Source organism: Halorubrum sp. CBA1229 (assembly GCF_003721435.2).
In the GTDB taxonomy this organism is placed as follows: Archaea; Halobacteriota; Halobacteria; order Halobacteriales; family Haloferacaceae; genus Halorubrum.
This window is the reverse complement of record NZ_CP054585.1, coordinates 1547528-1559791: the sequence shown is the minus strand read 5'-3', so window position 1 is coordinate 1559791 and position 12264 is coordinate 1547528. Positions and strand designations below refer to the sequence as shown.

Annotated in this window: 11 protein-coding genes; 10 read left to right on the top strand and 1 reads right to left on the bottom strand. The window is 68.5% G+C overall.

The window, feature by feature from the left end; translation table 11 throughout:
• The first annotated feature begins 7 nt into the window (after positions 1-7).
• From cheY to flaJ, 9 genes are all read left to right on the top strand, one after another.
• A complete protein-coding gene (cheY, locus tag Hrr1229_RS07755; protein WP_008008138.1) occupies positions 8-364 on the top strand; it encodes a chemotaxis protein CheY in 357 nt (118 codons plus the stop codon).
• The gene (locus tag Hrr1229_RS07750; RefSeq protein ID WP_123113428.1) at positions 364-1569 is read left to right on the top strand and encodes a chemotaxis protein CheC; all 1206 of its coding nucleotides are present in this window, start codon (positions 364-366) and stop codon (positions 1567-1569) included. Before cheY ends, Hrr1229_RS07750 begins: the two co-directional genes overlap by 1 nt.
• On the top strand, positions 1566-2150 hold the full coding sequence (locus tag Hrr1229_RS07745; RefSeq protein ID WP_123113429.1) for a chemotaxis protein CheD: 585 nt from the start codon (positions 1566-1568) through the stop codon (positions 2148-2150). Before Hrr1229_RS07750 ends, Hrr1229_RS07745 begins: the two co-directional genes overlap by 4 nt.
• Positions 2151-2268: 118 nt before the next feature.
• On the top strand, positions 2269-4149 hold the full coding sequence (locus Hrr1229_RS07740) for a FlaD/FlaE family flagellar protein (protein WP_123113430.1): 1881 nt from the start codon (positions 2269-2271) through the stop codon (positions 4147-4149).
• A complete protein-coding gene (locus Hrr1229_RS07735; RefSeq protein WP_123113431.1) occupies positions 4139-4609 on the top strand; it encodes a flagellin in 471 nt (156 codons plus the stop codon). The genes Hrr1229_RS07740 and Hrr1229_RS07735 overlap by 11 nt, the downstream gene beginning before the upstream one ends.
• Positions 4610-5107: a flagellar protein G gene (locus Hrr1229_RS07730; protein ID WP_123113432.1), complete on the top strand. Its 498-nt coding sequence runs from the start codon at positions 4610-4612 to the stop codon at positions 5105-5107.
• Between the two features lies 1 nt (position 5108).
• Complete coding sequence (locus Hrr1229_RS07725) at positions 5109-5861, top strand: ATPase domain-containing protein (RefSeq protein WP_123113433.1); 753 nt, start codon at positions 5109-5111, stop codon at positions 5859-5861.
• 137 nt (positions 5862-5998) lie between these two features.
• Positions 5999-7672, top strand: a complete 1674-nt coding sequence (locus Hrr1229_RS07720) for a type II/IV secretion system ATPase subunit (protein WP_123113434.1) — start codon at positions 5999-6001, stop codon at positions 7670-7672.
• Positions 7673-7700: 28 nt separating this feature from the next.
• Entirely contained in the window at positions 7701-9437 is a 1737-nt protein-coding gene (gene flaJ, locus Hrr1229_RS07715; RefSeq protein WP_123113435.1) for an archaellar assembly protein FlaJ, read from the top strand.
• 506 nt (positions 9438-9943) lie between these two features.
• Here flaJ and Hrr1229_RS07710 read toward each other — a convergent pair.
• Complete coding sequence (locus Hrr1229_RS07710; RefSeq protein ID WP_123113437.1) at positions 9944-10867, bottom strand: NAD(P)-dependent oxidoreductase; 924 nt, start codon at positions 10865-10867, stop codon at positions 9944-9946.
• A 137-nt stretch (positions 10868-11004) separates the two neighbouring features.
• On the opposite strand from Hrr1229_RS07710, the gene htpX reads away from it, so the two are divergent.
• A complete protein-coding gene (gene htpX / locus Hrr1229_RS07705; protein ID WP_123113438.1) occupies positions 11005-11877 on the top strand; it encodes a zinc metalloprotease HtpX in 873 nt (290 codons plus the stop codon).
• Positions 11878-12264 lie beyond the last annotated feature (387 nt).

Sequence of the window (12264 nt, the reverse complement as noted above, 5' to 3'; positions counted from 1 at the left end):
GACAACCATGGCAACGCGCGTGCTTATCGCGGACGACTCGGAGTTTATGCGGAACCTCCTCCGGGAGATACTGGAGGGGGAGTTCGAGATCGTCGGCGAGGCCGAAAACGGCGTGGAGGCGGTCAATATGTACGAGGAGCACGGCCCCGACCTCGTGATGATGGACATCGTGATGCCGATCCGCGACGGGATCGAGGCGACGACGGAGATCTTAGAGGAGAACCCCGAGGCGACGGTGATCATGTGCACCAGCGTCGGGCAAGAGGAGAAGATGAAGGCCGCCATCAAGGCCGGTGCCGAGGGGTACATCACGAAGCCGTTCCAGAAGCCGAACGTGCTCGACGCCATCGGATCGGCGGTATAATGCGGGTCGACGTCCGGGCGCTCGGCGCGTGCAACCGTCTCGCAGAGCAGGGCGCCGAACAGGCCGCCGGCGCCCTCTCCGATCTCACGGGGACCGACCTCGCGGTGGAGGTCACGGGCGCGAGCGTCGCCAGCGGCGAGGACCTCGCCGAGGCGTTCACCGGCCGCGAGTCGATCGGCGTGAGCGTCGGGCTCCGCGGCGGGTTAGACGGCGAGGCGGTGCTCGCGTTCGACGCCGCCAACGTCGACGCCCTGCTCTCGCTGCTGCCCGGCGGCGCCTCGATGGAGCGAAGCGCGGTGACCGAGGTCGGCAACATCGCGCTCGGCGGCTTCCTCGACGGCTGGGCGAACTACCTCGGGAAGGCGATCGACATGACGCCGCCGCGCTACTTCGAGGCCGACGGCGCCGCCGTCCTCCCGGACGGGGCGCTCGCCGGCGACGGCGTGTTCCTCTTCGAGAGCCGGCTGGACGCGACGACGACCGACCTCGACTTCTCTATTTATATGCTGCCCGACTCCGGCCCCTTCCGCGACCTCATCGTCGGGAAGACCGCGCCGGCCGCGACGGCGGGCGCCGAGGGGGCGGGGGACGGGGCCGCCGGCGAGGCCGGCACCACCGCCGTCCCGTACGAGTCGCTGTCGACGTTCGCGTCGCTGGCGAAGCGCGGGTCGGCGAACGCCGCCGACAACATCGCGATGATGACGGGCCTCGAGACGACCGTCGACGTGAGCCGGCTGCGGTTCGTCCCGCTCGCCGACGTGCCCGCCGAGGTCGGCGTCGAGCCGCACGCCGGGACGGTCTTCGAGCTGCAGGGGGAGCCGAGCGGCTACCTCGCGATCCTCTTCGAGGAGGAGTCGGCGGCGACGATCGCGGCGGCGATGCTCCCGAGCGAGCCGGACGAGCCGCTCGGCGGGATGGCGGAGAACGCGCTCTGCGAGCTCGGCAACGTGATGACGAGCGGGTTCATCGACGGCTGGGCGAACGTGCTCGGCACCTCGATCAGCCACTCGCCGCCCGAGTTCGTCCACGACATCGGTTCGTCGACGATCAGCCCGCTGGTCGCCAAGCTGAGCCGGCGGCAGGACTACGGGTTCGTGATCGACGCCGCGATCCAGACGGAGGGCGTGCAGGCGCGGTGCGACGTGTACGCGCTCCCGGACGAGCGCGAACTGGCGCGGGCCCTCGACCGTCTCTCCGAGACGTGAGCCACCCCTCGTCGTCCCGCGGCCGCGGGTCGCACCGCGACGAGAGCGGCGGCGACACGAGCCGCGACGCCGACGGAAGTCGCGACGCCGGCGCCCCCGGTAGCGACGCGCCCGAGCGTCGGATCAAGGTCGGCGTGGGCGAGCTGGCCGTCGCGACGAACGGGGAGACGCTGACGACGAGCGGGCTCGGCTCCTGCGTCGCGGTCGCGCTCGCCGACGAGCGGGCGGGCGTCCGCGGGCTTCTCCACGCGATGTTGCCGACGAGCGACGAGACGCGGACGGCCGCCGCCCGCCGAGGGAAGTACGTCGACGCCGGCATCGACGCGCTCGTGGACGACCTCGTCGCGGCCGGCGCCGCGTCCGGCCGATTGGAGGCGCGCGTCGCCGGGGGCGCGGAGATGCTCGATCTCACCGACGCCGTCGGTCCGCGGAACGTCGAGCGGGCTGAGCGCCGGCTCGCGTCGGCCGGCGTCCCGATCGTCGCCAGCGACGTCGGCGACGGCGTCGGCCGGACGGTCCGGTTCAGGCCGGACGGCGGGCTCGTCGTCCGGGCGGCCGACGGGTTCGAACGCACCCTCTAAGGGGCTCCCCGCGGCGCCGCGCGAGAGCCGCGCGTCCGCCGTCCGTGGGTGCGGTGTCTTCTCACTGCTGATATTTTGAGGGGTGAATTGAAGTGTGTTCTGCGGGTCGTACTCGGTAATGGGCCTCGAACTACCGGTGTGGGGAGCTCCAACGGCCACCTGGATAGTCGCCACGCTGGGGCTCGTCGGTGCGAGCGTCCTCGACCGCTTTCTCGACGACGGCGGCTCCGACGACGACTCCGGTGGCATGGGCGGCGACGACGACCCCTTCGGCGGCGGAGGGATGGACGGCGGCGGTGGCGGTGGCATGGGCGGCGGCATGGGTGGCGGCGGTGGCATGGGCGACGACTTCGACGACTTCGACGGGATGGACGAGTGGGACGACGGCTTCGACGACGACGGTGGCGGCGGCGGCGCCGACACCGGCGAGCTGGAGAACCGGCTCGACGACCTGGAGAACGAGGTCGCCTCGCTCTCCTCGACGGTGTCCACGGTCCGCTCGGAGAACGAGGAGATCTCGGCCGCGGTCGACGACATCGAGGAGGACGTCAGGAACCTGCTCGATATCTACGAGATGGTCACCCGCGGGATCAACCCCTTCGTCGACGAGTCCAGCGGCTTCGACAGCGTCAGCGGCGGCGGCGAGGGGTCGTTCGGGCTCTTCGACGACGACGACGAGGCGGACGAAGAGGCGGACGGGCTCGACGAGGACGTCGCGAACGCGGACGCCGACGGGTTCTTCGACGACGACATGCTCGACGACGACTTCGACGACGGCGGCGACGAGTTCGACGAGCTGGACGGGGAACCGGACGACGACCACACGGACGACGGCGACTCCGCCGACGCCTCGTCCGAGACCGCGGCGGCGGACGACGGAGACGACATGAACGACGACGGAAAGAGCTTCAGCGAACTGAAAGAGGAGTACGACGCCGGGGAGGCCGACTGGGCCGACGAGGACGGGGGCGACGCGGACGCCCCCGCGGACGAGGACCCGTTCGACGACGGGGACGCGTTCGACGACGGCCTCGGCGACGAGACGGACTCGTTCGACGACGGCCTCGGCGACGAGACGGACCCGTTCGACGACGGCGTCGACGACGGCGTCGAGTCGTTCGACGAGGGGATGGACTCGTTCGAGGAGGAGCCGGCGACCGGCGCGGGCGCCTCGGCGGACGGCCGCGAGCCCGAACCCGAGCCCGAACCCGAACCGGAGCCCGACCCAGCGGCCGACCGCACGCGCGGTCCGCAGCCCGGGGGGGACCCGGCCGAGGCGAACGGCGGCGGCTTCGAGTACGTCGGCGAGGACGACCTCTCCGGCGGCCGGGGGAAGCCGTACCTCACGGAGCTGCCCGGCGACTACGTCGGCGACCTGCTCGTGATGGAGTGGCTGGAGTTCCTCGTCTCCGAGAGCGACGTCACCGACGCGGTGCGCGCGATCAACTACTACGAGCGCATCGAGTGGGTCGGCCCGGACGCCGCGGCGCGGCTCCGCGACTTCCTCTCCGGGTTCGGCACGATCGACCGGAACCTCGTCGACCGGCCGGGGACGGACCGGCTGGTCCGCGAGCACCACACCCGGAGCCTCCGGTACGTGACGCAGCTCAACGGCACGAGCGGCCACCTCCTGCTGCTCGACCGATGGGACGACCTCGCCGGCGGCTCGCTGGTCGGCGGCGGCCCGCCGCCGGTCGGCTCCCGCGGTCGGGGACGCGACCGGCGCGAGGACCGCGGCGGCCGGCGGCGCGGCGGCCACGAGAAACGCCGGCGCGAGGATCGCGACGGACGCCGGACCGATAGCGAGGGAAGCCGGGCCGACGGACGAGCGAACGGGCATGCCGAGCGAGACGAGCGCGGCGACCGGCGGGCGGAACGGAGCAGCGAGCGACCGGAGGGCCGCGATCGGAACGGTGGTTCCCCGCGACCCATGAACGACCCGAACCCGCGTTCCGACCGCGCTGACCCGGCCGACGGAGGGTGGGGAGATGGGCGTTAGCGTCTCCGCGTCGACGGCCATCATCGTCGCGGGGCTGTTCTTCGCGTTCACCGCGTTCTACCCCGTCGCGGCCAACGGCTTCGACCGCGTCACCGACGCCCAACAGGGGATCCAAGAGCGATCGCTGGAGCGGCAGAACACCGACTTCGCCGTGACGAACGCGACGTACGACGACACGACGCTGACGGTCACCGCCACCAACGACGGCTCGGTCGGACTGGTCGCGAGCGACGCGACGCTCGTCGTCGGCAACGAGTACGTCGACGTGGGCGGACCGAACGCGAACACGACCGTCGACGGCGACGCCGACACCGAGCTCTGGCTCGGCGGCGAGACGCTGACGGTGACCGTCGAGGAGGCGGACCTCTCGACCGACGTGGTCGCGAACGAGACCCGCGTCGTCCTCGTCGTCGAGTCCGGCGTGCGGGACACGGCGAGCGTCACGGGGGTGAGCGCGTAGATGGCGAGCGTCCCGGTCTCTCACCTCATCCTGTTCATCGCGAGCCTCGTGATCGCCGCGGGCGTCGTCGGCACGATCACGACCGGCGTCGACCGCGTCAGCGCGGCCGTCGAGGACGCCGGGATCGACGCGACCGAGCAGCTCCGGACGGACGTGACGATCATCTCCGACGCGAGCGCCGGGGTGTACAACGAGAGCGGGAACGAGAACGTGACGCTGTTGATAAAGAACACCGGGACGCAGCGGCTCCACCCCGACGGCTCCGGGATCGACGTCGTCTTCGACGGGAGCTACGTCCCGCCGAGCGCGACGACGGGGGAGCTCGTCTCCGCCGGCGAGGGAGCGGCGTGGGACCGCGGCGACGTCTTACGGCTCACGATCGACGTCACCCAGTTGGAGGGGACGGACAACGGGCTCGCCCCGGGGACCGACCACCGGGTGTATCTCACGGTGAACGGCGACGAGGAGCTGTTCCAGTTCCGCACGGAGGCGACCTGACGTGCCCCGCGCCGACAACCTGCTCTCGATCGGCCTCGGCGAGCGCGACCGGCTGAACAAGGAGCTCGGCGGGGGGATCCCGCGGGGCAGTATCGTCCTCATGGAGGGCGACTACGGGGCCGGGAAAAGCGCCATCTCCCAGCGGTTCGCCTACGGGCTCGTCGAGGAGGGGGCGTCCGTCACGATGATGTCGACGGAGCTCACCGTCCGCGGGTTCATCGACCAGATGCACTCGCTGGAGTACGATATGGTGAAGCCACTCTTAAACGAGGAGCTGCTCTTCCTCCACGCCGACTTCGACTCCGGCGGCGCGTTCTCCGACGGCGACGGCGAGCGGAAGGAGCTGCTCAAGCGGCTGATGAACGCGGAGGCGATGTGGAACTCCGACGTGATCTTCCTCGACACGTTCGACGCCATCTTCCGGAACGACCCGACGTTCGAGTCGCTCGTCCGGAAGAACGAGGAGCGGCAGGCGGCCCTGGAGATCATCTCGTTCTTCCGCGAGATCATCTCGCAGGGGAAGGTCGTCGTGCTCACCGTCGACCCCTCGGCGGTCGACGACGAGGCCATCGGCCCGTTCCGGTCGATCGCCGACGTGTTCCTCGAACTCGAGATGATCGAGGTCGGCAACGACATCCGCCGGCAGATCAACGTGAAGCGCTTCGCGGGGATGGGCGAACAGGTCGGTGACACGATCGGATTCTCGGTCCGGTCGGGCACCGGGATCGTCATCGAGAGCCGCAGCGTCGCGTGATGGCGCCGACCGCTCGCGGGGGAACCGTCGTCCCGCGCGGGCGGGACGCGAACGACGACAACGGAACGACGGAGACGACGCGCGCCCCGCGGACCGCGGCGGGCGCGGCCCGAGCGCGCGGAGGCGACGAGTAGACCATGACCGAACACGGAACCGCGAAACCGTCGGAAGAGCTCCGAAAGGCCGCCATGCGGCGGCCCCACCTCCGGGAACACCTCCGGGAGTTCAAGCAGATCACGGGGGAGTTCCCGCAGTTCATCGAGGAACCGAAATCCGAGTACGAGTCGAACCGCCCGAACGTCATCTACCCCGTCGGCGGGCCGATATACAGCCACATCTACGGTGACCTCGGACAGGACACGAAGTACTACGCCATCGAGCCGGAGGTGTCCGGCCCGCAGGCCGAGATCCTCAACCAGGTCAAAAACCGGCTGCTCACCGCGAGCGGCCAGCACAGCGCCCCCGACTCGGAGGCGGAGTACGACGACCTCATCGAGGAGCTGTTAGAGGAGGTGACCCACGTCGACGACGAGACCACCGGCTGGCGCCGAGGCGTCTCGAAGATACGGAACTTCGGGAAACTCTCCGTCACCGAGGAGACGTACGAGAACATCCGCTACCGGCTCAACCGCGACATCGTCGGGCTCGGCCCGCTCGAACCGGTGATGCGCGACCCGGCCAACGAGGACATCCACGTCATCGGCCCCAAGGAGTGTCACGTCGACCACGGCACCTTCGGCATGCTGGAGACGACCGTCGACTTCGGCACCAAACAGGAGTTCGACAACTGGCTGCGCAACATGGGCGAGCGGATCGGCGACCCGCTCTCCGACTCCGATCCCATCGTCGACTCCACGCTGCCCGACGGGTCGCGTATCAACATCATCTACTCCGACGACGTCTCGCTGAAGGGCTCCTCGCTCACGATCCGGCAGGGCGACGAGGTGCCGCTGTCGATCAACCAGATCACCAACTGGGGGACGCTGTCGCCCCAGCTGGCGGCGTACCTCTGGCTCTGCTTGGAGAACGAGCAGACGGTGTTCGTGGTCGGGGAGACGGCGTCCGGGAAGACGACGACGCTGAACGCCATCCTCTCGTACATCCCCGACGACTCGAAGATATACACCGCGGAGGACACCGCCGAGGTCATCCCGCCGCACAGCACCTGGCAGCAGCTGCTGACCCGCGAGGGGGGCGGCGAGGGGAGCTCCGACGTCGACATGTTCGACCTGGTCGCCGCCGCGCTCCGGTCGCGGCCCGACTACATCATCGTGGGCGAGGTCCGCGGCGCCGAGGGACGTATGGCGTTCCAGGCGGCCCAGACGGGCCACCCGGTGATGCTGACGTTCCACGCGTCCGACATCGTCTCGATGATCCAGCGGTTCACCTCCGAGCCGATCAACGTCCCGGAGACGTTCATGGACAACGCCGACGTGGCGCTGTTCCAGAACCGGGTGAAGCAGGGGAACGACGTGTTGCGCCGGGTGACGAGCGTCCAGGAGATCGAGGGGTATTCCAAGGAGATGGAGGGGGTCGTCACCCGCGAGGTGTTCAGCTGGGACCCCGTCGAGGACGAGATCGTCTTCCAGGGGATGAACAACTCCTACGTGCTCGAAGAGCAGATCGCGACGCTGCTCGGCTACGCCGACACCCGCGACATCTACGACGACCTGGAGTTCCGCGCGGAGCTCATCGAGCGGATGATCCAAGAGGGCATCTTGGGCTACCACGAGGTGAACGACGCGATCAACTCCTTCCAGCGCGACGGCGTCGAGGGGCTTCCCTTCGACATGCACCGGAACGTCAGGTGATCGCGGTGATGAATGGAGTCGACAGGTAATGGGGGTGAAACAGGTCGGCAACGGGCTCGCGACCGCGGCCGAGGTGACCTCGGCCGTCATGGAGTCGTACGACAAGCTCGACATCTCGAAGCGGAAGTACGTCGGGTTCGTGTTGCTCCCCGCGGTGCTCGTGTTCGCCGCGAGCGTCGTCGGCCTGTTCGTCCTCCCGCTGCCGTTCGCGGCGCGGGTCCCCGTCCCGATGTTCGGCGGGCTCGTGCTGGTCGCGGCGGTGATCTACCCGAAGATCTATCTCTCCAGCTTGGAGAACCAGATCGACAACCAGCTCCACCTCGTGATGACGCACATGACCGTGCTGTCGACGACGAACATCGACCGCATGGAGGTGTTCCGGACCCTCGCGAAGGAGGAGGAGTACGGCGTCGCGGCCGAAGAGATCGGCCGTGTCGTCCACCTCGTCGACACCTGGAACCAGAGCCTCGACGACGCCTGTCGCCGGCGGGCCGAGGAGGTCCCCTCCGACGCGATGGCCGACTTCTTCGACCGGCTCGGCTACACGATGGGGGCGGGCCAGTCGCTAGAGGAGTTCCTCGTCTCCGAGCAGGACGTCATGCTCGCGAAGTACGAGACGGTGTACGAGTCCTCGCTGGCGAACCTGGAGGTGATGAAGGACCTGTACATGTCGATGATCCTCTCGATGACGTTCGCCCTCGTCTTCGCCATCGTGCTCCCGATCCTCACGGGCAACGACCCGACGGCGACGGTGGCGGCCGTCATCGTCCTGTTTGTCTTCGTCCAGCTCGGCTTCTACGCGATGATCCGGGCGACGTCGCCGTACGACCCGATCTGGTTCCACCCCGACGAGCGCGCCCCGGGCGACCTGAAGCTGTGGGCCTCGCTCGGGGTCGGCGGCGGGCTCTCCTTCCTGCTCATCGGGATCACCGCGGCCGGGATGTTCGGCTACGGCCCCGGCCTCCCCGGCCTCCTCTTTTTCCTCGACGACGTCCGGCTCCCGTTTTACCTCGCGGTCCCCATCTCACCGCTCATCATCACCGGCGTCGTCCTCAGGCAGGAGGAACAGCAGATCACGGCCCGCGACGGCGAGTTCCCCTCGTTCGTCCGGGCGCTCGGCGCCACCGAGAGCGCCAAGCAGTCGACGACGACCGACGTGTTGACCACGCTGCGCGAGAAGAACTTCGGGGACCTCTCCCCGGCGATCGAGCGCCTCTACCGCCGGCTCAACATGCGGATCAGCACCGAGGGGGCGTGGGAGCAGTTCACGTACGACACCCGCTCGTACCTGATTCAGAAGTTCTCCGAGATGTACCTCGTCGGCCGGCGGATGGGCGGGGATCCGAAGCAGCTCGGCGAGCTGATCTCGAAGAACATGAACACCGTGAACCAGCTCCGCGAGCAGCGGCGGCAGGCCGCGATGACGTTCATCGGGCTGCTGTACGGGATCACGGCGGCGGCGACGTTCGCCTTCTTCATCGGACTGGAGATCGTCGCGATCCTCGCCGACCTCACGGCCGACTTCGGGCTCGAAGAGATGGACATCGGCCAGATCGTCTACCCCGGCGCGTACGACATCCCGCTGATCGAGTACCTCCTCCTGACGGTCGTCCTGTTCAACGCCGCCCTCTCCTCGCAGATGATCCGGCGGATCGACGGCGGCAACCCCGCGAACGGGTACATCCACTTCGTCCTCCTGACGTGGCTCGGCGCGGCGACCGCGATCGCGACCCGGACGCTGGTGAACGCGATCCTGTCGATTTAAGAATCGATACGATATGTCGGTCGTTTATAAATGATTCTCGGCCGTTTCTTGAGCGGTCCTGCGGTCTCAATCGTTTGTTTATAAACAGATGAGGTTGAATTGACGGTGAACACCTCCAAAGCCCCAGCCGCTCGCGTATAAACAGTTGCTGACGGACCGTCTGTGAACACCGCCAAAGCCCCAGCCGCTCGCGTATAAACAGTTGCTGACGGACCGTCTGTGAACACCTCCAAAGCCCCAGCCGCGACGGCTCGCGCGCCTTGCTGCGCGCTTCAGTCGCTCACTTCGTTCGCTCCTTCCAGTGCTTGCTGCGGCGTGCTTCGCCCTCGCGGCTGCCCCTTTGAGTCCCACCCGGCCGCACCGCAACCGCACCTCACGCCTCCCCAGCCTCGTCGGACCGGCGCGGTTGCGCCGGTCCGACTCCCTCGTGCGGTCTGCTCGCGCCCCGATGGGCGCGAGCAGGCGCACGCCACCACAACACGATTTATAAGGAGTTTGCTCCCGATCTACCGCTCAAACAGCGTCGGCTCGGGGACATCCTCGTCGGCCGCCTCGCGCCACGACCGGCTCGGCTCCCACCCGAACAGCCGCTCGGCCTTTTGAATCGCGTAGGCGCCCCGGTCGTCGCCCTCGTCGACGGCGCAGTCGTCCGGAATCTCGCCGTACGATTCGCGCAGGAGGTCGAGCAGCGGGCGTCCGAGCGCGTTGTCGGCCGCGACGCAGTTGACGGCCTCGTGGGTCCCGGACGCCACCGCCGGGTTCGACCCCGCGGTCCCCGCGAGCGCGTCGGCGACGAGGTCGGCGACGTCGCGGGCGTCGACGTACGACCAGAAGTTGCCGGCGCCGGCGTCGAGGTCGTCGACGTACTCGTCGCCCCGACAGGCGTACGCGCCGGGGGACTGGATCCACGAGGGGCGGACCGAGACCGCCGGGACGCCCTCGCGGCGCGCGACCGCGCCGGCGGCCGCCTCCGCGGTCACCTTCGAGAGCCCGTAGGGGTCCTCCGGCCGGAGCGAGTGGGCCTCGGTGATCGGGAGCTCGTCCGGAAGCGGCGTCGGCTCCGCGAAGAAGAAGCCGTACGCGCCGTCGCTCGACGCCTGCACGATCCGGGCGTCGGCGCGGCCGGCGGCGTCGAGGACGTTCTTCGCGGCGTGGACGTTCGTCTCGAACACGCGCCCGTCGGGATGGGTGCCCGCGACGGGGATCGCCGCCCAGTGGACGACGGCGTCGGGGTCGACCGCGTGGACGACGTCGAGCGCCTCGCCGCGATCGGCGAGGTCGACGGCGCGGAACGAGACGCCCGGGGCCGAGTCGACGTCGGGGCCCGGGTGGTCGTAGTCGGCGACGACGACCTCGTAGTCGCCGGCGAGTCGGTCGACGACCCAGCGCCCGGAGGCGCCGCGGCCGCCGGTGACGAGGACGGTCTCCATGCGTGCGGGTCGGCGCGGCGGGGCAAAAGCGCACCGTCGTCGCGTCGGCGGAGGGGTTCCATCCGGCGACTGCGGGGCCGCGGCGAGGGGATCCCAACCCCGGCAGGCTTTAATCCGGCGAACGGTAAAACTCGGGTATGGAATGGAAGACCGATTGGGGACTGCGTGGACGGATGGGGTTCACGATGTTCCTGCTTTTCGCCCTCTACGTCGTGTTCATCGGCGTCCTGATCGAGGTGTTCAACGTCGGGATCATCTTCACGCTCGCGATGTTCGGGATGTTCTCGCTCGCGCAGTACTTCTTCAGCGACAAGCTCGCCCTGCGGAGCATGGGCGCCCGCGAGGTGAGCGCCGATGAGTACCCCGACCTCCACCGACGGGTCGAGCGGCTGAGCCAGCAGGCCGACCTCCCGAAGCCGACGATCGCCGTCGCCGACACGCAGGTGCCGAACGCGTTCGCAACCGGGCGGAACAAGAAGAACGCGACCGTCGCGGTGACGACCGGCCTGCTCCGGGCGCTCGACGACGACGAGCTCGACGGCGTGCTCGCCCACGAGCTCGCGCACGTGAAGAACCGCGACGTGATGGTGATGACCATCGCCTCGTTCCTCTCCACCATCGCCTTCTTCATCGTCCGATGGGGGTGGCTGTTCAGCGGCGACAACCGTCAGGGCGCACCGGTCATCGTCGCCATCGTCGCCTCGATCCTCGTCTGGATCATCTCGTTCCTGCTGATCCGGGCGCTCTCGCGGTACCGCGAGTACACGGCCGACCGCGGCGCCGCGCTGATCACGGGCAAGCCCGGCGCGCTCGCGTCGGCGCTGATGACGATCGACGGGCGGATGGACCGCGTGCCGAAGGAGGACCTGCGCGAGGAGGCGGAGATGAACGCGTTCTTCATCATCCCGGTCAAGGCGGGGTTCGTCGGGAAGCTGGCCTCGACGCACCCGTCGACCGAGAACCGCGTCGAGCGGCTCCGCGAGCTTGAGCGCGAGATGGAGACGGCCTGACGCGGACGAGTCGATCCGACGGCGGATCGACAGACATACCAGATTTATATACTATATCAAAATATTATAAATATGGGTCGATAAAGCGCGATCCGTAACAGTCGCCTCCAGTCGAAGTCACGGACCATCGGCGAGACGCCGAGCGTGTCATCGGACGGGCAAGGTCGAACAGAGAATCGATCGAAAGCCGCTGGGATCCGCGTATCTGATTATTTCCGCCAGGTTAAGAACATATAAATCGAATATCGACGATATTCGGACGGTTAGTATCGGATCCCCGTTACGAGGCGTCCCGACTCGACACCGTCGCACTTCGGCACAGCGGTTGACGAACCGGTGTCGCGTGCGACGATCTCGCCTCCGAGGAGTGCTCGTAGGACGAGTGCG

What these genes read in the sequence shown, in the direction of transcription:
- Hrr1229_RS07710 (WP_123113437.1), bottom strand. Translation starts at nt 10,867, where the DNA reads ATGGAGACCGTCCTCGTCACCGGCGGCCGCGGCGCCTCCGGGCGCTGG.
- Hrr1229_RS07730 (WP_123113432.1), top strand. Translation starts at nt 4,610, where the DNA reads ATGGCGAGCGTCCCGGTCTCTCACCTCATCCTGTTCATCGCGAGCCTC.
- Hrr1229_RS07740 (WP_123113430.1), top strand. Translation starts at nt 2,269, where the DNA reads ATGGGCCTCGAACTACCGGTGTGGGGAGCTCCAACGGCCACCTGGATA.
- htpX (WP_123113438.1), top strand. Translation starts at nt 11,005, where the DNA reads ATGGAATGGAAGACCGATTGGGGACTGCGTGGACGGATGGGGTTCACG.
- flaJ (WP_123113435.1), top strand. Translation starts at nt 7,701, where the DNA reads ATGGGGGTGAAACAGGTCGGCAACGGGCTCGCGACCGCGGCCGAGGTG.
- cheY (WP_008008138.1), top strand. Translation starts at nt 8, where the DNA reads ATGGCAACGCGCGTGCTTATCGCGGACGACTCGGAGTTTATGCGGAAC.
- Hrr1229_RS07735 (WP_123113431.1), top strand. Translation starts at nt 4,139, where the DNA reads ATGGGCGTTAGCGTCTCCGCGTCGACGGCCATCATCGTCGCGGGGCTG.
- Hrr1229_RS07750 (WP_123113428.1), top strand. Translation starts at nt 364, where the DNA reads ATGCGGGTCGACGTCCGGGCGCTCGGCGCGTGCAACCGTCTCGCAGAG.
- Hrr1229_RS07720 (WP_123113434.1), top strand. Translation starts at nt 5,999, where the DNA reads ATGACCGAACACGGAACCGCGAAACCGTCGGAAGAGCTCCGAAAGGCC.